The sequence below is a fragment of the Micromonospora sp. WMMD1155 genome (genome assembly GCF_029581275.1).
Lineage (GTDB): Bacteria > Actinomycetota > Actinomycetes > Mycobacteriales > Micromonosporaceae > Micromonospora.
The window spans coordinates 3,752,517-3,772,543 of record NZ_CP120742.1; the positions used below are offsets into that span (position 1 = coordinate 3,752,517).

Here is a 20,027-nt window from a genome sequence, read left to right on the forward strand (position 1 = left end):
TTGCCGCGGCGTTGCGGAGACGTTGCCCGCGATCTCGGTCCCGTGATTCGGCGTGGACCGACGTGCCGAGGTTGCGCCCTTCGGCGAGGATGGGCACATGTCTTCATTCGGTAGGTGGTGGGGCCGGCTCAGCGCGGTCCTCGGTGGGGCCGTGCTGGCGGTCTTCGTGCCCGTCGCGGCTTGGGCGTCCACGGGCACCGGCGAACTGGTGGTGGAGGCCGCCCGTCGGCGCGGCCGCAGCGGCTTCGGGATCCTCCCGCTGCTCTGCTGCCTGGTGGTGATCGCGATCGTCGTGTTCCTGGTGCTGCGTCTCATGCGCAACCGCCGGGGCGGTCCGCCCCGCTGACCGGCGCCTCAGGCGACGCCGGGCTCAGCCCGGCGGGCGGGCGTCATACCGCGAGGGCCGCGATGGCCCCGGACAGGAAACGCGCGGTCGCCTCCCGGGTGCCGTCTCGTCTGACGCGGATGCGCTCGGCGGCGGTGACCAGCAGGGTACGCACCTTGGCATGCCCCTGCGGTGGTGGCGCCGGCGCGGGCCCGAGCAGGTCGGCGATGCTGGCACCGAACTCGGCGGCCCGTCGCTGGGCCGGGTCGGTGATGCTGCCCTCGGCGTAACTGCGTACGGCGAGGCTGGCGTTCAGCCCACGCTCGTGGCCCAGCACGGTGCCGGCCTCGCCGTTGGTGGTCAGGAAATTGATCACGTCGACGACGGCGTCCGGGTGGCGGGTGCCGCGGAAGGCGGCCCAGTACATCGACGCCCGCGCCCACTGCGCGCCGGGTGCCCCCGGCAGGCCGGTCAGCCCCAGCTCGGCGTCGGTGAGTCGCTGCAGCTCGGGCAGCTGGTGGGACCAGGCGAAGGACGCGGCGGTCAACCCGGTGACCACCGGCTGCCGGCCCGGCTCTCCGCTGTCCGCCTGCTCGACGAGCGCCCCGCCCGGGGTGGCCCGTTTGGTGCGAGCCCGCTGCCACAGCTCGAACCACGAGATCAGCTCGTCCGCGCCGAAACCGATCTGGTTGCCCCGGTAGAACTCACCGCCCTGCGACCGCAGCCAGAGCCACAGCGCCCGGTAGTCGCCGGACGCGTCCATGGTGCCGGCCACCTGGCCGTCACTGGCGTCGGTGACCTGCCCCGCCCAGGAGAAGTACTCGGGCCAGGTCATCCCGCCGCGTGGCTCCGGCACCCGCAACTCCCGCAGCAGGTCCCGGTTGAAGACCACGCCCATGTGGGTCTGCCCGCCGGCCACCGCCATCGTCCGGCCCTCGACCGTGCCGTAGCGGATCAGCCCCTCCGGCAGACCCCGCAGGTCCAGGTGGTTGTCGGCGACCCGGTCGGTGAGGTCGAGGATGATCTGGCGTCGGGCGTACTCGGTCAGCATCGCGTCGTCGATCTGGATCAGGTCCGGAACGTTCCCACCCGCCGCCTGGGTGGCCAGACGGTCGTAGTAGCCGTCGACCCCCTGCCAGGTCACCCGGAAGGTGACCCGGGGGTTGCGCTCCGAGTAGAGCCGCAGCGCCTTCTCGGTGATCTCGGCCCGCTTGGCGTTGCCCCACCAGAAGACCGACAGCTCGACCGGCCCGTCCTCGGCCGAGGTGGTGGTGCCGTCGCTGCACCCGGCCAGCCCACCGGAGGCGAGCAGGGGAGCGCGGAGCAGCGCGGTGAGCAGTCGGCGTCGGCCCGGGTCGGCGCCGAGGCGGTCGATCGGGGGGCGAACAACGGGCACGGGGGTCTCCTGGACCTGCGAGGGCAGCGGTCGGACCATTCACGCAGGCAGCGCACGAAGGTGTCAACGTCCGTCCGGTCACCCCGTGGCGCGGGTGGTGGAATCGGGCTGACCGACGCCGCGTGGTGTACTAGGGCGCGTGGAACTTCTGCACTCGGGCAAGGTCCGGGACGTCTACGCCGACGGTGACGACCTGATCCTGGTGGCCTCGGACCGCATCTCGATCTACGACGTGCCGCTGCCGACGCCGATCCCGGACAAGGGTCGCCTGCTCACCGCGCTGTCGCTCTGGTGGTTCGAGCAGCTCGCCGACCTGGTGCCGAACCACGTCATCTCGACCACTGACGTGCCCGCCGAGTTCGCCGGACGGGCGATCCGCTGTCGACGGTTGGACATGGTCCCGGTCGAGTGCGTCGCTCGCGGCTACCTCACCGGCGGCGGTCTGCGGGAGTACGAGCGGACCGGCGCGGTCTCCGGCGTACGTCTGCCGCGCGGGCTCGCCGAGGCGTCCATCCTGCCCGAGCCGATCTTCACGCCGTCGAGCAAGGCACCGGCGGGTGAGCACGACGAGCCGATCACGTACGACGACGTGGTGGCCAAGGTGGGCGAGGCCACCGCCGAGCGACTGCGGCAGATCACCCTCGACATCTACCGGCGCGGTGCCGAGTTGGCCGCCGACCGGGGCATCCTGATCGCCGACACCAAGATCGAGCTGGGCTGGGCGCCGGACGGAACCCTGGTCCTCGCCGACGAGCTGCTCACCTCCGACTCGTCGCGGTTCTGGCCGGCCGAGTCGTACCAGCCGGGCCGGGTGCAGTTCTCCTACGATAAGCAGTACGTGCGGGACTGGGCCACCGGCAGCGGCTGGGACAAGCAGCCCCCGGCCCCGGACGTGCCGGACGAGGTCATCGAGGCGACCCGAGCCCGCTACGTCGACGTCTACGAGAGGCTCACCGGCAACCGCTGGGAGTGAACCCCGGGCCGGGATCACTCCACCCAGTCGAGGGTGCGCTGCACGGCCTTGCGCCACTGGCGCAGCTCCTGCTCGCGCAGCTTCGGCGTCATCGTCGACTCCCACTGCGCGTCGGAGCGCCACTGCGCCCGCAGCGTGGCCAGGTCGGGCCAGAAGCCGACCGCCAGACCGGCCGCGTACGCGGCACCCAGGCAGGTGGTCTCGGTGATCCGGGACCGGACCACCGGCACGTCGAGGACGTCGGCGAGGAACTGCATGAGCAACTCGTTGGCGGTCATCCCGCCGTCCACCCGGAGCCGACGCAGAGCCACGTCGGAGTCGGCGTTCATCGCGTCGACCACCTCGCGGGTCTGCCACGCCGACGCCTCCAACACGGCCCGTGCCAGGTGCCCCTTGGTGATGTAGCCGGTCAGACCGGCGATCACGCCACGGGCGTCGCTGCGCCAGTGCGGGGCGAACAGCCCGGAGAACGCCGGCACCACGTAGCAACCGCCGTTGTCGTCCACGGTGCGGGCCAGGTCCTCCACCTCGGCGGCGGTGGAGATCAGCCCGAGGTTGTCGCGGAGCCACTGCACCAGCGAGCCGGTGACCGCGATGGCGCCCTCCAGGGCGTACGCCGGTGGTTGGTCCTTGATCCGGTAGGCGACCGTGGTGAGCAGGCCGTGCGTCGATGGGACCGGGCTGGCCCCCGTGTTGAGCAGCAGGAAGCTGCCGGTGCCGTAGGTGCACTTCGCCTCGCCCGGCTGGAAGCAGGTCTGCCCGAACAGCGCGGCCTGCTGGTCGCCGAGCGCGCTGGCCACCGGCACACCGGCGAGCACGCCGGTGGCGTGGCCGTACACCTCGGCGGAGCAGCGGATCTCGGGCAGCATCGCCGCCGGGACGCCCATCGCGTCCAGGAGGTCCGGCGCCCAGTCGAGGGTGGCGAGGTCCATCAGCATCGTCCGGCTGGCGTTCGTCACGTCGGTGACGTGTTCGCCGGTCAGCTTCCAGATCAGCCAGCTGTCCATGGTGCCGAAGAGGACCTCGCCGCGTTCGGCGCGCTCGCGCAGACCGTCGACCTCGTCCAGCAGCCAGCGCAGCTTCGGCCCGGCGAAGTAGGTGGCCGGCGGCAGGCCGGTGCGGGTCCGGAAACGCTCCTCGTCGTACGCCGAGGCCAGCTCGCGCAGCAGCGGCCCGGTGCGGGTGTCCTGCCAGACGATGGCGTTGGCCACCGGTCGGCCGGTGGAGCGGTCCCAGACGACGGTGGTCTCCCGCTGGTTGGTGATGCCGACGGCAGCCAGGCCGGTCGCGTCGGTGCCGGCGGCACGCAGTGCCTCGGAGACGACCTGCTGGACGTTGTCCCAGATCTCCTCGGCGTCGTGCTCCACCCAGCCGGGCCGGGGGAAGATCTGCCGGTGTTCGCGCTGGGCCACGGCGACGATCTCCCCGGCCTGGTCGAAGACGATGCACCGGGAGGAGGTGGTGCCCTGGTCGATGGCGGCGACGTACTGGGGGGTCACCGCAGCACCGTACCCGGACCGACGGCATGGTGCGAGCTGCGTCACGTCCGGTCTCGGCCCGCTGCGGTCCGCCGCGCTCCGCGTCGCCTACGATGTGCGAACGTGCGCGACATCGCCGTTTTCAGTGGAACCGCCCATCCCGACCTGGCTGCCGAGATCTGCGCCCACCTGGGGGTGCCGCTGCATCCGGTGCGGGTCTCCCGGTTCGCGAACGACTGCCTGGAAGTGCAGTTGCAGGCCAACTGCCGCGAGCGGGACGTCTTCCTGATCCAGCCGCTGGTGCCGCCGGTGCAGGAGAACCTGGTCGAGTTGCTGCTGATGATCGACGCGGCGCGGGGTGCCTCCGCCGGCCGGATCACCGTGGTCCTGCCGCACTACGCGTACGCCCGGTCGGACAAGAAGGACGCGCCGCGGATCTCGATCGGCGCCCGGCTGGTCGCCGATCTGCTCACGTCGGCCGGGGCGGACCGGGTGCTCGCGATGACCCTGCACTCGCCGCAGGTGCACGGTTTCTTCAGCGTGCCCGTTGATCACCTGCACGCGCTGCGCGAGTTGGCCACCCACTTCCAGCGCTACGACCTGAGCAACACCGTGGTGGTCTCACCGGACCTGGGCAACGCCAAAGAGGCGGCGGCCTTCGCCCGGCTGCTCGGCACGCCGGTCGCGGCCGGGGCGAAGCAGCGGTTCAGCGACGACCTGGTCAAGATCAGTGCGGTGATCGGCGAGGTGGCCGACCGGGACGTGATCGTGCTGGACGACGAGATCGCCAAGGGCAGCACGGTGATCGAGTTGATGGAGCATCTGCGGGGCCTGAAGGTCCGGTCGATCCGGCTCGCGTGCACGCACGGCCTCTTCTCCGACGACGCCCTGCGTCGGCTCAGCGAGCAGGACGGCGTCCTGGAGATCGTCTGCACCAACACGGTGCCCATTCCGGCCGCCAAGCGGGTGCCGGAGTTGCAGGTCCTGTCGGTGGCGCCCGCCCTGGCCGAGGCCATGCGTCGGATCCACAACGGGGAGTCCGTCTCCGCGCTCTTCGGCTGAGCCGCGCGGCGGCGCGGGGGTCAGTACGTGGTGCGGTCGGGGCTGACCAGACCCGTGGTGACCCGGACGGTGGTGCCGGCGGTGCCGGTGACCACCTCCATGGCGTCGGTCAGCTCGCGGGCCAGCCACAGACCCCAGCCACCGGCGGTGTCCGGGGCCGGCCGACTACGGTCGCCCAGCCGCTGCGGGCTGATCCCGTGCCCGTGGTCGGCCACCTCGCAGACCAGCGCGTCCGCCTCGTGCCAGAGTCGCAACCAGCCGCGCCCGCCACCGTGCCGGACCGCGTTGGTGATCAACTCGTTGATCGCGAGCACGAAGTCGTCCAGCCGTTGACCGGTCAGCCCGCAGGCATGCGCGCAGGAGGTGACCGAGTGTCGAATGTCGGTCACCTGGGCCTGGTCAAAGGCGTCAGCGATCAGGAGGGCAGGTTCGATGGGCACAACCGTACGCGGTGCGTGCGGATCTGCGTTGGTCATGGGCCCGTCCCGGCGGCGGATCTCGGAGTACTTCGCGGCATTTCCACCGTACGTCAGGGTTTCCCGAACCGCACTCGCTGCTCGCCGGGCGGCTGGTCCGGTTGTGGCATCCTGACCGCCATGCCGTCGCCGCCGGGTGGATTCGAGGTGCCCCTGTGGCGTGCGCTCACCGTGTTCCGGATGGCGTCCCTGGCGTACGTCTGCCTGCTCGCGGTGCGCGACGTCGACCGGTACGCCCACCCGTACGCCGTCGGTGCCCTGATCCTGCTGATGGCGGCGTGGACCGGGGTGACCGCGGTCGGGTACGCCCGGCCCGCCTGGCGGCGCTGGCCACTGCTGCTGGCCGACCTCGGCGTGGTACTGGCCGTCGTGTCGGCCACCCCGTGGGTGGTCGGTCGGGCGGCGCTCGGCGGCGGCGTACCCACCATGGGTGTCGCCTGGATGGCCGGCCCGGTGCTGGCCTGGGCCGTCTCCGGCGGGCGTCGGCGGGGCACGATCGCCGCGTTGCTGGTGGCCGGTGCGGACCTGGCCACCCGGGAGCGGGTCAGCCAGTCCTCGTTCACCGGGGTGATCCTGATGCTGCTCGCCGGGGTGGTGGTGGGGCACGTGGCACGGCTCGCGGCGGACGCCGAGGAACGGATGCAACGCGCTGTCGAGTTGGAGGCCGCCACCCGGGAGCGGGAGAGGCTGGCCCGGGACATCCACGACTCGGTACTCCAGGTGCTGGCGCTGGTCCAGCGGCGGGGCGCGGACCTGCCGGGCGAGGCCGGCGAACTGGCCCGGCTGGCGGGGGAGCAGGAGGCCGCGTTGCGGGCGCTGATCGTCGGCGCCGACCCGGCCGCCGCGCTCGCCGACGGCGTCGAGGTCGCGGCGGTGGACCTGCGGAGCCTGCTCAGCCGGTACGCCTCGACGGCGGTGGCGCTCTCCGCGCCGGCCACCCCGGTGCCGCTGCCTCGGCGGGTGGCCGGTGAGCTGGCCGCCGCGACCGGCGCGGCCCTGGACAACGTGGGGCGGCACGCCGGTGGGCGGGCCTGGGTGTTGATCGAGGACGAGGGGGCGACGGTGACCGTGTCGATCCGGGACGAGGGCCCGGGTATCCCGGCCGGCCGGCTGGCCGAGGCCGCCGCGCAGGGCCGCCTCGGGGTGACCCAGTCGATCCAGGGGCGGGTTGCCGACGTGGGCGGGACGGTACGGATCGTGTCCGGCCCCGACGCCGGTACCGAGATCGAGTTGACGGTGCCGAGGGCACAGCGGTGACGCCGACCCGGGTGATGGTGGTCGACGACCATCCGATGTGGCGCGAGGGCGTCGCCCGCGACCTCACCGAGGCGGGCTTCCTGGTGGTGGCGACCAGCGGCGAGGGACGACAGGCCGTCCGGGTGGCCGCCGCCGCCCGGCCCGACGTGGTCGTCCTCGACCTGCAGCTACCGGACATCTCTGGCGTGGAGGTGATCCTGGGTCTGCGGGCGGCCCTGCCCGACGTACGGGTGCTGATGCTCAGTGCCAGCGGCGAACAGCAGAGCGTGCTGGACGCCGTCAAGGCGGGGGCCACCGGCTACCTGGTGAAGTCGACGGCGCCCGCCGAATTCCTCGACGCGGTCCGCCGCACCGCCGCCGGCGACACGGTCTTCACCCCCGGCCTCGCCGGACTGGTCCTCGGCGAGTACCGCCGGCTGGCCGCCGGCCCGGGGCAGGCGGCCGACCCGAGCGGCGGCGCGCAGCCGGCCGCGCCCCGGCTCACCGACCGGGAGACGGAGGTGCTGCGGCTGGTGGCGAAGGGGTTGTCGTACAAGCAGATCGCGCAGCGGCTCGGGCTGTCGCACCGCACGGTGCAGAACCACGTGCAGAACACCCTGGGCAAGCTGCAACTGCACAACCGGGTCGAGTTGACCCGCTACGCCATCGAACGGGGCCTGGACGACTGACCGGGACGAGCGTCCGTGCTCGACGGGTGGCGTCAGACCGAGCGCGGCGGCTCCGTCTCGTGGATGGCCAACTCCTCGGCGGTCGCCCCGCCACCGGCCGAGCCCGCGTCGTACGCCACCGAGTCGGTCTCCTGGTCGGTGTGCGACCCCTCGTCCGGCTCCACCAGCCGGCCGACCGTGGCGTCGGCCACCGTGCCGAGCTGGCCGTGGTCGTAGAGGGAGACCGGCGAGTTCGGGTCCGAGGTCGGCCCCGGGTCGATCACGTCGGCGTCCAGCTGTGCCTCCGCCGCGGCCTCCAGGTTGTCCGCCTCGAAGGCGATCTTCGGGTCGATCGTCCCCGCGAGCGGGTCGTCCGCCGGGCGCTCGTAGACCTCCCGTCCGAGCTTGTAGTCCAACGACTCACCGTCGAGCTGCTCCTCGGCGGTCGTCCCGAACCGGTCCACCGCGACCGGCGTACGGTCGCCGGGCAACTGGGCCGGGTCCGGACCGTCCGCCTCGCGCCCGGTGAGCACGTCGTCGTTGGCGGTCGAGTCGTCGTCGGCGGTGTCGGGCAGGCCTTGCGCCTCGGTGTCGGACACGGGGGTCGGGTACTCGTCGTCGCGCATGTCTGATCACTACCCGCTGCCCTCCCGCCATAACCGGAGCACCGCAGGCCGTGCGGTGGCGAAACCGGCACCCGGGCACGGAACACCCGTCAGTCAAGGTGGGCCGCCTCGTCGTCGGGGTGCAGAACACACCAGACGACCTTGCCGTCCCCCACCGCGCTGCTGCCCCAGCGACGGGCCACCGTGTCGATCAGCAACAGACCCCGGCCGCCGGCCCGGTCCGGCGGGGACAGGCCGGCGAACGTCGGCAGCAGCGGCGAGTGGTCGCGAACCGCCAGGTGCAGGGTGCTGTCCGCAGGAGCGAGCCGCACGGTCATCGGGGTCCGGGCGTGCGCCACCACGTTGTTGACCATCTCAGTGATCGCGATGCACGCCGGGTCGATCAACGTCGGCGTGCCCCAGCGTCGGCAACCGGTGGTGACCAGCTCGCGGGCCGGCCGGGCGGCCCCCACGGTGGGAGCGAGGTCGACGGTGAGCACCGCCGCCAGGGGCGTCGCCGCGGCCGCGGCCAGCGCGCCGTCCACCGTCGGCCAGGCCGGCACACCGGCCACCGTCGTGGGCTCGGGCCGGGCGACCGCCGGGTCGCACAACAGCAGATCCGCTGCCGGCCAGTCGGCGACCTCCCGGCGAACCTCGGCGAAGACGCTGCGCCCGGTCGGGTCGACCACCCGAAGCCCCGTCACGTCGGCCACCACCGGACCGGGCCGGTCGGCCAGTCTGGTGAGCAGGGCGAGGCGTACCGCCTCCGCTCCGGCGGCGTCGAGCACACCTGTCAACCGCACCACCGCCGACGACTCGTCGGCCTCCAGGACACAGTTCGCCGCGCCGGTCACCGCCCGCGCGTTCGGACGCTCGGTGGCCGTCATCACCGCGCCGATCGCGATCGGCGGTTGATCGCCGCCATCGTGCCGACAGCCGTTCCGGCGGCGGCCAGGCCGAAGGCCGCGGTCATCCGCACCAGCTGACGCCGTCGGCCCTGCCAGCCGCCGTCCCCGCGGGCACCGGCGTCGGCGTGGAACACGTTGCCGGTGCTGTCCACCCGAGCTCCCGGACCGAACTGGGTGCGATGGGCGTACCAGCCGAGGGTGCGTTCCACCAGCGCGGGCGCCAGCCGCCACTGGAGGCCGATCAGCCGTGCCGCACCACCGGCGTACGCCTCCCGGCGCGGCCGACGGAGCAGCCGGACGATGGTCTCGGCGACCACCTCCGGCGGGTAGATCGGGGGCGGTGGAACCAGCTCGCGGCCGGTGTGATTGGCCGCGTGCCGGAAGAACGGGGTGTCGATCGTGGCCGGCAGCACGGTGCAGACCGAGATCTGACCGCGACCGGTGACCCGCAGCTCCTGCCGGACCGTGTCGGCCAGGCCCCGGATGCCGTGCTTGGTGGCGTTGTACGCCGACTGGTAGGGCATCGCCACCTCGGCCAGCACCGAAGCGTTGTTGACCAGCACACCGCCGCCAGCCGCCTCGAGGTGGGGCAGCGCGGCCTTGATGCCGTGCACCGTCCCGAGCAGGTTGACCTCCAGCACGCGGCGGAACTCGGCCACCGGGATCTCGTCGAACAGCCCGACCGCGCTCACCGCGGCGTTGTTCACCCAGGCGTCGATACGGCCGAACTCGGCCGCCGCCCGATCGGCCAACCGTCGCACCGACTCCAGATCGGTCACGTCGGTCGGTACCACCAGCGCCCGGCCGCCCAACTCCCAGCAACGGTGCGCGACCTGTCGCAGGGCCGGCTCGCTGCGGGCGGCCAGCACGACGGCGGCACCCCGGCGGGCCAACGCGTACGCGGTCGCCGTGCCGATCCCGCTGGACGCGCCGGTGATCACAACTGTCGAATCGTCGAGGGTGTGGGTCAGCGGCATTCCTGGGCGGTACCCCCAGCCGGGCCTGGTCATACCACCAGGCAGTCGTCGATCATCGTCGAACTGTCACCTGCTGTGCCCTTTGTGCTTGCTGTGGCGCAAGTGTCGGCGGCACTCGCGGGGACTCTTCCTGATCTGCCAGGTTTCGGCTCCGGGTCGGGGGGTTAATGGGACGCTCTGACCGGGAGGACCACTGCCGAGGAAAGATCGCAGGGAGGTGACCCATGCGCGTCGGCCTCGTCTGCGCGCACGCCAGTTCGTACCGCCACGCCGACGGCCCGCCGGTCGGCACCCGTCAGCACATCGCGCGGGTCGCCACCGAGTTGACCGAACGGGGCCACGACGTCCGGCTCTACGACCGCAGGGACGATCCAGGACTCCCGGCGACGATCGACGTCGACGGCTACCAGGTACACCGGGTGCCCGCAGGCCCGCCCACCCCACTGTCCACCGCCGAGCTGATCCCCTTCGTGACGGAGTTCGGCCGCTGGTTGACCGACGAGTGGTCCGGCGCCTGGCGACCCGAGGTGGTGCACGGGCACTACTGGGTCGGTGGCCTGGCCGCCGCGCACGCAGTTCGGGAGACCGACATCCCGGTGGTCCAGACCTTCCACTCGCTCGGCGTCGAGCAACTGCGGCACCTGGGCGGCCGTTACGACGGGCCGGGGGAGCGGATCACCCTGGAGCGGGCGCTGACCCGGGCGGTCGACATCGCCGTCGCCCAGTCGAACGACGAGGTCGACGAGCTGACCCGGATGGGCCTGCAACGCAGCTCCGTCGCGCTGGTGCCGGCCGGTGTCGACATCGAGCAGTTCCACCCCGACGGTGAGGCGGCGCCCCGCGAACAGCGGGCCCGCATCCTCTCGGTGGGGTCGCTGTCGGCGGGGCACGGTCAGGAGGACCTGATCCGGGCCATGCGGCTGGTCGGCGACGCCGAACTGGTCATCGCCGGCGGGCCACCGACCGACCAACTCGCCAACCACGCCGAGGCACGACGGCTGCGGGAGTTCGCCGAGCAGGTCGGGGTCGCCGACCAGGTACGGCTCGTCGGCGCGGTGCCGCACGACCAGATGGCCACCTGGTACCGGTCGGCGGACGTGGTCGCCTGCACGCCGCACTACTCCTCGGCCGGGCGGGTCTCACTGGAGGCGATGGCCTGCGGCGTACCGGTGATCGGCTACGCCATGGGCGGCCTGGCGGACGCCGTCGTCGACGAGGTCACCGGTCGGCTGGTGCCTCCCGGCGACGTACGGGCACTGGGCATCTCGCTGCGTCGGCTGCTCGCCGACAACGCCGGTCGGTTCGCCTACGGGCACGCCGCGGTGGACCGGGTCCGCAGCAGCTACACGTGGGAGCGGACCGCCGGGGCGCTGGAACGCCTCTACGAACGGGTGGTGAGCCGCCGCAAGCCGGTCGAAGCCTAGAACGCCGAGGCCGGACGCCGCCTGCGTCGGGCCGTGCCGCCCGCGTCGGGCCGTGCCGCCTGCGTCGGGCCGTGCCGCCTGCGTCGGGCCGTGCCGCCCGCGTCGGGGGCTCGTCGTCAAGATCCGCGCAACATCGGGGATGTTGCTGTCTCCCGCGTGTCTGAGGCAGCAACATCCCCGATGTTGTGAGGATCTTGGCGCGGGGCGCGGGGCGCGGGGCGCGGGGCGCGGGGCGCGGGGCGCGGGGCGCGGGGCGCGGGGCGCGGGGCGCGGGGCGCGGGGCGCGGGGCGTACACCAGCGGACGCCCGCTGAGCCGGGTCAGCCGGAGCGGGTGGCGGCGACCATGGCCCGGTCCCGGCTGCGTGGCACCGAGCGCTGCTGCTGCGGCTCCGCGTACCGGGTCAGGCCGATCACCGCGGTCAGGGTGACCAGGAAGCCCGCCGCCGCCAGCCACTCCCGACCCGGCCAGATCTTGTCGTTGAGCAGCAGCAGGCCGACGATCGCGGCCGGCACCGCGCCGGCGGCGTCCATCGCGGCGACCGCCGCGGTCGTCGAACCGCGTTGCATGGCCAGGCCGAGCAGCAGTTGACCGACCACCGAGTGGGCGATCAGCAGGTAGAACAACGGGTCGGTGAGGAACGCCTCGGCCGACGACGCGGACGCCAACGGCCGGGCGGCGACCGCGGCCGAGCTGAATGCCAACCCGGCCAGCGAGCCCAGGGCCACCGAACCCGGCGCCCCCTGCAGCCGGACGGCGAAGACCCCGAGCACCGCGATGACGCCGAGCGCCACCAGCAGGGCGATCGAGCCGGCCGTGCCGAGCTGCCGCGACGGCGCGGGGCGGGCGGACAGCACCAACGCGGTGATCCCGGCGAAGAGCAACGCCAGCAGCACCACCTCGGCCGTCGGTAGCCGCCACTTCAGCACCAGCACGCCGAGGATCGCGGTCACCCCGAGCCCGGCCGCCACGCTGGCCTGCACGAGGAACAGCGGAAGATCCCGCCGGGCCAGGAAGGCCAACACGAAGCCGGCGATCTGACAGCCCAGGCCGACCAGGTAGGTCCGGTGCCCGGCGAGGCGCAGCAGCAGGCCCGGGTCGAAGGTGTGGTGGACCGTTGTGCGGGCCGCGGCCACCGACTGGAGGAGGTTGGCGAAGCCGTACGCGACGATCATCGTCGCGAGAAAGCACCAGCCGGAGGAGACCACCTGGCGAGGATAGAGGTTGCCGGGGGTCAGCGCTCGGCTGGCCGATCGAGCCGGGTGAGGATGTCGGCGTGCAGTACACCGTTGGTGGCCACCACACTGCTGTCGGTGCCGGGGACGCCGGCCGGTGCCGGTCGACCGTCCAGATCCGTGACCGTGCCACCCGCCTCGGTGATGATCGGCACCAGCGCCGCCACGTCCCACAGTGACAACTCCGGCTCGACCATCACGTCCAGTGCTCCCTCGGCCAACAGCATGTAACCGTAGAAGTCGCCGTACGCACGGCTCCGCCAGGCCGCCCGCATCAGGTCGAGCATCGCGTCGAGCCGACCGGCGCGCTCCCAGCCGTCCAGCGACGAGTAGCAGACGCTGGTGTCTGCCACCTCGCGCACCGACGACACTCCGATCCGTTCGCCGTCGGCCGAGCCCGACCCGGCGTACGCGCCCGCGCCCGCGCTCGCCCACCAGCGCCGCCCCAGCGCCGGCGCGGACACCACGCCGACCGCCGGCAGGTCGCCGTCGTAGAGCGCGATCAGGGTGGCCCAGACCGGCACGCCGCGGACGAAGTTCTTGGTGCCGTCGATCGGGTCGATGATCCACCGGCGGCCGTCCGGGTCGGTGGACGGCTCGGCACCGTACTCCTCACCCAGCAACCCGTCCGCCGGCCGGTGCTCGGCCAGCAGGGCGCGGATCTCGCGCTCCACAGCGGTGTCCGCGTCGGAGACGGGAGTCAGGTCGGGCTTCGCCTCGACGTGCAGGTCGAGCGCGCGGAACCGGGCCGTGGAGATGGCGTCGGCCCGGTCGGCGAGCAGGTGGGCGAGGGCGAGGTCGTCGGCGTACCCGGTCATCCCGGCAACCTAGCCGACGCCCGCCGGCTCACTCGTCGGGCCCGCGCCGGTCACCCTCGCCCGGCCCGCGCTGGTCGCTGTCACCGCGCGCGTCGCCCTCGCCGGCCCGGGAGGCGAGAAGCCTGCGGTACGACGCCAGCCGGCGCGGGTCGGCCTTGCCGGCGGCCACCCAGGCGTCGAGCGCGCAATCGGTCTCGTCCGCCGTGTGCTGGCAGTTGGGCGGGCACTCGACGGTGCCCTCGACCAGGTCCGGGAAGCCGTGCAGCAGGCTGTCGGCGGACACGTGCGCCAACCCGAAGCTGCGGATGCCCGGGGTGTCGATGATCCAGCCCGGGTCGGTGTCCACCCCGGGCACCGGGGGCAGTCGCAGTGCCACCGCGCTGGTGGAGGTGTGCCGACCACGGCCGATCGCACTCACCACGCCCACCGCCCGGGCGGCGTCCGGGACGAGCCGGTTGACGAGCGTCGACTTACCCACCCCGGAGTGCCCGACCAGCACCGACACCCGGCCGCTGAGCAGGGCGCGCAGCGCGCCCAGGTCGGAGTCCGGGCGGTTCAGCACGTACGGCAGCTCCAGCTCGGTGTAGTAGCCGAGCACCTCCTCCGGCCCGGCCAGGTCGGCCTTGGTGAGGCAGAGCAGCGGCTCGACGTCCGCGTCGTACGCGGCCACCAGGCAGCGGTCGATGAACCCGGTACGTGGCGGTGGGTCGGCCAACGCGCTGACGATCACCAGTTGGTCGGCGTTGGCCACCACCACCCGTTCCAACCGGCCCTCGGCGGTGGTCTCGTCGTCGTCGGCGGTGCGGCGCAGCACCGAGCGGCGGTCGGCGATACGGACGATGCGGGCCAGGGCGCCCTCCGCGCCGGACGTGTCTCCGACCAGGCTGACCCGGTCGCCCACGACCACCGACTTGCGGCCCAGCTCACGGGCACGCATCGCGGTCACCGTGGGCAGCTCGGCCCCGACCGTGCCGCGCTCGGCGCCGGACAGCACACAGGTGTAGCGCCCCCGGTCGACGGCGATGACGAAGCCGTCCACGGCGTCGGCGTGCCGGGGTCGAGTGCGCGTACGCGGCCGTGACGACTTTCCGGGCCGAACCCGTACGTCGTCCTCGTCGTACTCCCGCCGTCTGGTCGCCAGGACCTGTCCTCTTCTCGCGTCAGCTCTCAGTGGGCGTCCGGACGCTCACTTTCCGGTCACCATCGCTGACCATAGTGCCGGGAACTCGGGCATCGTCTTGGAGGTACACCCCACGTCGTCCAGCTCGATGCCGGGAACGGCGAGGCCGGTCACCGCGGCGGCGTGCGCCATCCGGTGGTCGTGGTAGGTGCGGAAGGTCCCGCCGCGCAGGGGGCGGGGGCGGATCTCCAACCCGTCCGGTGTCTCGGTGATGTCCGCCCCGAGCCCGCTGAACTCCCGCGCCAGCGCGGCGAGCCGGTCGGTCTCGTGGCCGCGGATGTGGCCGACGCCGGTGAAGACCGACGGCGAGTCGGCCAGCATGGCCAGCGCGGTCAGCACGAGGGTCAGCTCGCCGACGTCGGACAGGTCGGCGGTCAGGCCGTGCACGACACCGGTGCCCCGGACGGTCAGCCCGTCGGTGGAGAGGCTGACCTCGCCGCCCATCCGTTGCAGCAGCGAGCGGAGCTGCTCGACCGGTTGCGCGCTGCTGTGCGGCCAGCCCTGGAGGGTCACCTCACCACCGGTGACCAGGGCGGCGGCGAAGAACGGCACCGCGCCGGAGAGGTCCGGCTCGATGTCCCAGCCGCGCCCGCTGAGCGGGCCGGGCTCGACGGTCCAGACGTCGGGGGTGGTGTCGTCGACGGCCGCGCCGGCGGCACGCAGCATCTGCACGGTCATCCGGAGATGCGGCGCGGAGGGCACCGGTGGCCCGACGTGGCGCACCACGACGCCCCGGTCGAAGCGCGGTGCCGCCAGCAGCAGACCGGAGACGAGTTGACTGGAGGCGGACGCGTCGATGACCACCTCGCCCCCGGTGACCCGGCCGGTGCCGAACACGGTCAGCGGCAGGCTGCCCGTGCCGGGGACGTCGATCCGGACGCCCAGCGAGCGCAGCGCCGCGACCAGCGGGCCGAGGGGCCGGGTGCGGACGTACGGGTCGCCGTCGAAGGTGACCTGCCCGTCGGCCAGCCCGGCCACCGGTGGCACGAAGCGCATCACGGTGCCGGCCAGCCCCACGTCGACGTGCGCGGGACCGGCCAGCGGGTGCGGCCGGACGAGCCACCGCTCGTCGTCGCTGATCGACACGTGCGCGCCCATGCCGCGCAGACCGGCCGCCATCAACTCGGTGTCGCGGGCCCGGAGCGGCCTGGCCAGCGTCGACGGGCCGGCGGCCAGCGCGCTGAGCACCAGGGCGCGCGCGGTCATCGACTTGGAACCGGGCAGGCGCAGCGTCGCCGCCACCGGATCGGAAGCGGTCGGTGCGGTCCACGGCTGCGGCGGCCGGGTCGCGGTCAGGTTCCCCACGGTTACATTCTGCCGTGTCCGCCGGGGGGCGGCGTGAGCCGGCGGTCCGACTCCCGGTTGGCGGGACAGCCGACAGGGCCTCCGACGCGTTAGCGTGTGCACCATGTGCGGCAGGTACGCGACGACCCGGAGCTCCGGCGAGTTGAGCGCGCTGTTCGAGTCGTCCGACGACACCGACGGCCCGCTCCGACCGGACCACAACGTCGCGCCGACCGACAGGGTGCCGCTGGTGCGGATGAGCCCGGAGGGGCACCGCAGTCTCTGCGTCGGCCGCTGGGGTCTGCTGCCGCACTGGTCCCGGTCCGCCGCCGGTGCCGCGCGCATGATCAACGCGCGGGCGGAGACGGTGGCCACCAGTCGGGCGTACGCCGGGTCGTTCTCCCGCCGCCGCTGCCTGGTCCCGGCCGACGGCTGGTACGAGTGGGTGCGTCAGCCCGACGGCGGGCGGCAGGCCTACTACATGACGCCCAGCGACGGTTCCGTGCTCGCCCTCGCCGGCATCTGGTCGCTCTGGGAGTCCGGCGCCGATTCGCGGCTCACCTTCAGCGTGCTGACCACCGCGGCGCTCGGCGACCTGGCCGAGGTGCACGACCGGATGCCGGTGCTGTTGCCACCCGAGGCGTGGTCGTCGTGGCTGGCGCCGACCGACGAGCCGGAGCGGTTGCTGGCGCCGGCGTCGGCCGAGCAGTTGGCGGGGTTGGAGATCCGGCCGGTGGGTGCGGCGGTGGGCGACGTTCGTAACGACGGCCCGCAGTTGACGGCCCGGGTGCCGGTCCCGCCGATGGTGGCACCGCAGGAGCTGACCCTGTTCTGAGGCGAAAGCATATCGTCGCGCACCGATTTGATGGGGTTGAGCGCGATTCGTCTCCCGGCTGTTCAGTCATGTTCCCGGCAGACCCTTGTCCCGGCGTCACGAAGTGCGATAGAACACAGCGCCGGTAGTGGCCGTCGATTCGCACGGGGCGGACGACGTCCATCGATCTTGCCGGTCCCACGGGGGAGGTGGGTGGATGACACGGGCGCGTATGCCCCGCCCGCACGAGGTGGCAGCGGCGCGGCGAGATCCGCGACTGCTGCGGGCAGTGCGGGAACGGCGACAAGACGACGCGTGGCGCACCAGGGGCACCTGTCAGAGCGTCGATCCGGAGACGTTCTTTCCGGCACCGAACGAACCGGCGGACGCTGCGGTGGCGCTGTGCCGCAGTTGTGATGTGCAGGGGTCCTGCCTGGCTTGGGCCCTCGACGTCGGTGACTGCCATGGCGTCTGGGGGGCCACCACGCCCCGCGAGCGGCGGGCGATGCTCGTCGCCTGGCGGGGCGAGGTCGAACCTGACCCGGACGCCGTCGACGACGCCGGTCCGCCGGTGCGTGACCGGCTACTCACCCTGGTCCCGCTGAGCTGACCAGCGGCCCGGTCCGCCACCTGCCGTCCGTCACGCGGCGCAGAATGGGCCGGTGTCAACCAGCGACCATACAGACACCCCGCGCGGTCCGGCGGGGATCACCACCGACCTGCCGACCCGCCCGGCCACCGCACTACTCGTGCTCGGGCACGGGGCGGGCGGCAGCGTCGACGCGCCCGACCTGCTCGCGGTCCGGGACGCGTCGGTCGCAGCCGGCCTGGTGGTGGTCCGGGTGACCCAGCCCTACCGGGTCGCCGGTCGACGTGCGCCCGCACCGGCGAGCCACCTCGACGAGGCCTGGACGGCGGTGCTCGCCGTGCTGCGTGAGCGGCACGCCGACCTGTCGACGGTGCTGGTCGGCGGGCGTTCCAGCGGTGCGCGGGTGGCCTGTCGGACGGCCCGCGCGGTGGGCGCGGCCGGTGTGGTCGCGTTGGCCTTCCCGCTGCACCCGCCGGGGCGGCCGGAGCGCTCGCGCGCCGCCGAACTGGGCACCGGCCTGCCGACGCTCGTCGTGAACGGCGACCGGGATCCGTTCGGCACCCCGGAGCCGACGCCGGGGGTGCAGGTGGTCAGCCGACCGGGGGAGACGCACGACCTGCGGCGCGATCCGGTGGAAACGGCCGCTGCCGTACGGGACTGGCTGCGAGCCCAGGGCTGGGCGCTCGACTGACCAGCCCGGCCGGGACCAACGCCACGCGGCGATGCTTCGCCCTGCGCGACCGTTTCCGGTGCCGGGCTGGGTTGCTCCACCCCGGGCGACCGTTTCCGGTGCCGGGCTGGGTTGCTCCACCCCGGGCGACCGTTTCCGGTGCCGGGCTGGGTTGCTCCACCCCGGGCGACCGTTTCCGGTGCCGGGCTGGGTTGCTCCACCCCGGGCGACCGTTTCCGGTGCCGGGCGAGGGTCGTTGCATCGGATGGTGCCACCGGGCCGGTTCGAGTCGGCGGCACCGGTCCTCCCAGGCCCTTCCTGGTCCCAGCGCCGGCCGCCGTCGGGGCCGGGACCAGGAAAGGGGGAGGGCCGGCTGGAATGCCCCAGTGGTCATCTCGCGTTACAAACCCCGGACGACTTTTCTGCGAGGGGGGTGACCGGTGCCGACCGAGACACGGAGCCTGAAACGGGACGAGCGGGACGCCCGGCAGCTGAAGCGGCTGCTGGACGGTCCGGAGTGGCCCGCGACGGCGCAGCCGGGCGGGGTGGGTGCGGTGAGCACGGGCACACCAGCCGGAAGTGAATCTGCGGGCAGGTCCGTGCGCGTATCCTCGGCGGGAAAGCATCCGACGCGAGGGGATGTGCGGTTGACCACCGAGAAGACGGACGAGCGCAGGGCCCGATTCGAGCGGGACGCGATGCCATTCGTCGATCAGCTCTACGCTGCTGGGCTGCGGATGACACGCAACCCGGCGGATGCCGAGGACCTGGTCCAGGAGACATACCTGAAGGCGTACGCCGCCTTCCACCAGTTCGAGCAGGGCACGAACCTGAAGGCCTGGCTCTACCGGATCCTGACCAACACCTACATCAACTCCTACCGCAAGCGGCAGCGCCAGCCGATCCAGGCGCCGACCGAGGAGATCACCGACTGGCAGCTCGCCGAGGCCGAGTCGCACACCTCCAGCGGGTTGCGTTCGGCGGAGACCGAGGCACTGGACCGGCTGCCGGACAGCGACGTGAAGGAGGCCCTCCAGCAGTTGCCGGAGGAGTTCCGCCTGGCCGTCTACCTGACCGACGTCGAGGGCTTCTCCTACAAGGAGGTCGCGGACATCATGGGCACGCCGATCGGCACCGTGATGTCGCGTCTGCACCGGGGTCGTCGTAATCTGCGCAAGCTGCTTGAGCGCTACGCCGGGGAGCGGGGCTTCAGTGCCGCCCGCTCGTCGAAGGGCTCCAGCGCCGCCGCTGCCGGCCGGGAGGTGTGACGTGAGCTGTGGGGAGCCGCACGAGACGGATTGCCGCGAGGTGCTCGCGGAGGTCTACCTCTACCTGGATCTGGAGTGCGCCGACGAGCGGCGCTCGCTGATCCGGCACCACCTGGACGAGTGCGGGCCCTGCCTGCGCGAGTACGGGCTGGAGCAGGAGGTGCGGGCGCTGGTGGCGCGTTGCTGCGGCAACGAGACCGCGCCGGACGAGCTGCGCGAGCGGCTGCGGGTCAAGCTCACCGAGTTGGTGGTCTTCGAGACCAGTGACTCCCGCGAGCTGGCCGACTGAGCCTCGACGCGTCTGACTGACCGAAACCGTTGGCCCGGGTCGATTCGACCCGGGCCAACGGTGTGCCCGGCGTCGGCCGGGTCGGGCTGATCGGTGACGGGCCGTGGGCCCGCCGACTCGTTCAGGAGTTGGGGCGCTTGCCGTGGTTCGCGGCGCTCTTCTTACGGGCCTTCTTCTTCCGGGACTTCTTCGCCATGCTGACCTCCTCGTGATGGGTCGGATCCGTCCTGCGCACGACCTCGGAGCGGGTGCACCCACCGGCCGTCCGGCGTCGGGTCCGACCCGCTGATGGTAGTGCTGTCGACACCCGCCGCCTTCCCCAGGGCGGATGTGCCATCCCGCTGTGCCGCTGT

At 72.8% G+C, this 20,027-nt stretch carries 21 protein-coding genes; 11 read left to right on the forward strand and 10 right to left on the reverse strand.

What is annotated here, in order from left to right; all coding sequences use genetic code 11:
- Positions 1–97 precede the first annotated feature (97 nt).
- On the forward strand, positions 98–346 hold the full coding sequence (locus O7617_RS17195) for a hypothetical protein (RefSeq protein ID WP_282256803.1): 249 nt from the start codon (positions 98–100) through the stop codon (positions 344–346).
- A gap of 43 nt (positions 347–389) precedes the next feature.
- On the opposite strand, the gene O7617_RS17200 is transcribed toward O7617_RS17195, so the two are convergent.
- Entirely contained in the window at positions 390–1,721 is a 1,332-nt protein-coding gene (locus O7617_RS17200; protein ID WP_282256804.1) for an extracellular solute-binding protein, read from the reverse strand.
- Between the two features lie 139 nt (positions 1,722–1,860).
- Between O7617_RS17200 and O7617_RS17205 the strand changes: the two genes are divergently transcribed.
- On the forward strand, positions 1,861–2,694 hold the full coding sequence (locus O7617_RS17205) for a phosphoribosylaminoimidazolesuccinocarboxamide synthase (protein ID WP_282256805.1): 834 nt from the start codon (positions 1,861–1,863) through the stop codon (positions 2,692–2,694).
- Positions 2,695–2,708: 14 nt separating this feature from the next.
- Here the strand turns inward: O7617_RS17205 and glpK are convergent, their stop codons facing one another.
- On the reverse strand, positions 2,709–4,193 hold the full coding sequence (gene glpK, locus O7617_RS17210) for a glycerol kinase GlpK (protein ID WP_282256806.1): 1,485 nt from the start codon (positions 4,191–4,193) through the stop codon (positions 2,709–2,711).
- A gap of 102 nt (positions 4,194–4,295) precedes the next feature.
- On the opposite strand from glpK, the gene O7617_RS17215 reads away from it, so the two are divergent.
- A complete protein-coding gene (locus O7617_RS17215; protein ID WP_282256807.1) occupies positions 4,296–5,234 on the forward strand; it encodes a ribose-phosphate pyrophosphokinase in 939 nt (312 codons plus the stop codon).
- Positions 5,235–5,254: 20 nt separating this feature from the next.
- Here O7617_RS17215 and O7617_RS17220 read toward each other — a convergent pair whose 3' ends face one another.
- The gene (locus O7617_RS17220) at positions 5,255–5,710 is read right to left on the reverse strand and encodes an ATP-binding protein (protein WP_282256808.1); all 456 of its coding nucleotides are present in this window, start codon (positions 5,708–5,710) and stop codon (positions 5,255–5,257) included.
- Positions 5,711–5,830: 120 nt separating this feature from the next.
- Between O7617_RS17220 and O7617_RS17225 the strand changes: the two genes are divergently transcribed.
- Positions 5,831–6,967: a DUF5931 domain-containing protein gene (locus tag O7617_RS17225; RefSeq protein WP_282256809.1), complete on the forward strand. Its 1,137-nt coding sequence runs from the start codon at positions 5,831–5,833 to the stop codon at positions 6,965–6,967.
- Positions 6,968–6,981: 14 nt separating this feature from the next.
- A complete protein-coding gene (locus tag O7617_RS17230) occupies positions 6,982–7,635 on the forward strand; it encodes a response regulator transcription factor (RefSeq protein WP_282264766.1) in 654 nt (217 codons plus the stop codon).
- Between the two features lie 32 nt (positions 7,636–7,667).
- Here O7617_RS17230 and O7617_RS17235 read toward each other — a convergent pair whose 3' ends face one another.
- The 3 genes from O7617_RS17235 to O7617_RS17245 all read right to left on the reverse strand — a co-directional run bounded on the left by O7617_RS17235 (position 7,668) and on the right by O7617_RS17245 (position 10,104).
- Entirely contained in the window at positions 7,668–8,240 is a 573-nt protein-coding gene (locus O7617_RS17235) for a DUF5709 domain-containing protein (protein WP_282256810.1), read from the reverse strand.
- Positions 8,241–8,329: 89 nt separating this feature from the next.
- A complete protein-coding gene (locus O7617_RS17240; protein ID WP_282256811.1) occupies positions 8,330–9,106 on the reverse strand; it encodes an ATP-binding protein in 777 nt (258 codons plus the stop codon).
- Positions 9,106–10,104: an SDR family oxidoreductase gene (locus O7617_RS17245; protein ID WP_282256812.1), complete on the reverse strand. Its 999-nt coding sequence runs from the start codon at positions 10,102–10,104 to the stop codon at positions 9,106–9,108. Before O7617_RS17245 ends, O7617_RS17240 begins: the two co-directional genes overlap by 1 nt.
- Positions 10,105–10,328: 224 nt before the next feature.
- On the opposite strand from O7617_RS17245, the gene O7617_RS17250 reads away from it, so the two are divergent.
- Positions 10,329–11,528, forward strand: a complete 1,200-nt coding sequence (locus O7617_RS17250; protein ID WP_282256813.1) for a glycosyltransferase — start codon at positions 10,329–10,331, stop codon at positions 11,526–11,528.
- 319 nt (positions 11,529–11,847) lie between these two features.
- On the opposite strand, the gene O7617_RS17255 is transcribed toward O7617_RS17250, so the two are convergent.
- The 4 genes from O7617_RS17255 to aroA form a co-directional block, all read right to left on the reverse strand.
- Positions 11,848–12,702 carry a hypothetical protein gene (locus O7617_RS17255; protein ID WP_282264767.1) on the reverse strand — a complete coding sequence of 285 codons (855 nt, stop codon included), beginning with the start codon at positions 12,700–12,702 and terminating at the stop codon, positions 11,848–11,850.
- A gap of 59 nt (positions 12,703–12,761) precedes the next feature.
- Positions 12,762–13,580, reverse strand: a complete 819-nt coding sequence (gene hisN / locus O7617_RS17260; protein ID WP_282256814.1) for a histidinol-phosphatase — start codon at positions 13,578–13,580, stop codon at positions 12,762–12,764.
- Positions 13,581–13,608: 28 nt separating this feature from the next.
- Positions 13,609–14,619: a ribosome small subunit-dependent GTPase A gene (rsgA, locus tag O7617_RS17265; RefSeq protein ID WP_282256815.1), complete on the reverse strand. Its 1,011-nt coding sequence runs from the start codon at positions 14,617–14,619 to the stop codon at positions 13,609–13,611.
- Between the two features lie 147 nt (positions 14,620–14,766).
- Complete coding sequence (aroA, locus tag O7617_RS17270) at positions 14,767–16,065, reverse strand: 3-phosphoshikimate 1-carboxyvinyltransferase (protein ID WP_282256816.1); 1,299 nt, start codon at positions 16,063–16,065, stop codon at positions 14,767–14,769.
- A gap of 103 nt (positions 16,066–16,168) precedes the next feature.
- On the opposite strand from aroA, the gene O7617_RS17275 reads away from it, so the two are divergent.
- From O7617_RS17275 to rsrA, 5 genes are all read left to right on the forward strand, one after another.
- Positions 16,169–16,879, forward strand: coding sequence for an SOS response-associated peptidase (locus O7617_RS17275; protein ID WP_282256817.1), 711 nt, complete (start codon positions 16,169–16,171; stop codon positions 16,877–16,879).
- A 196-nt stretch (positions 16,880–17,075) separates the two neighbouring features.
- A complete protein-coding gene (locus O7617_RS17280) occupies positions 17,076–17,468 on the forward strand; it encodes a WhiB family transcriptional regulator (RefSeq protein ID WP_145779111.1) in 393 nt (130 codons plus the stop codon).
- Between the two features lie 52 nt (positions 17,469–17,520).
- Positions 17,521–18,138, forward strand: coding sequence for an alpha/beta family hydrolase (locus tag O7617_RS17285; protein WP_282256818.1), 618 nt, complete (start codon positions 17,521–17,523; stop codon positions 18,136–18,138).
- 419 nt (positions 18,139–18,557) lie between these two features.
- Positions 18,558–19,385: a sigma-70 family RNA polymerase sigma factor gene (locus O7617_RS17290; protein ID WP_282256819.1), complete on the forward strand. Its 828-nt coding sequence runs from the start codon at positions 18,558–18,560 to the stop codon at positions 19,383–19,385.
- A 1-nt stretch (position 19,386) separates the two neighbouring features.
- On the forward strand, positions 19,387–19,674 hold the full coding sequence (gene rsrA, locus O7617_RS17295) for a mycothiol system anti-sigma-R factor (RefSeq protein ID WP_030336658.1): 288 nt from the start codon (positions 19,387–19,389) through the stop codon (positions 19,672–19,674).
- Positions 19,675–20,027: the final 353 nt, after the last annotated feature.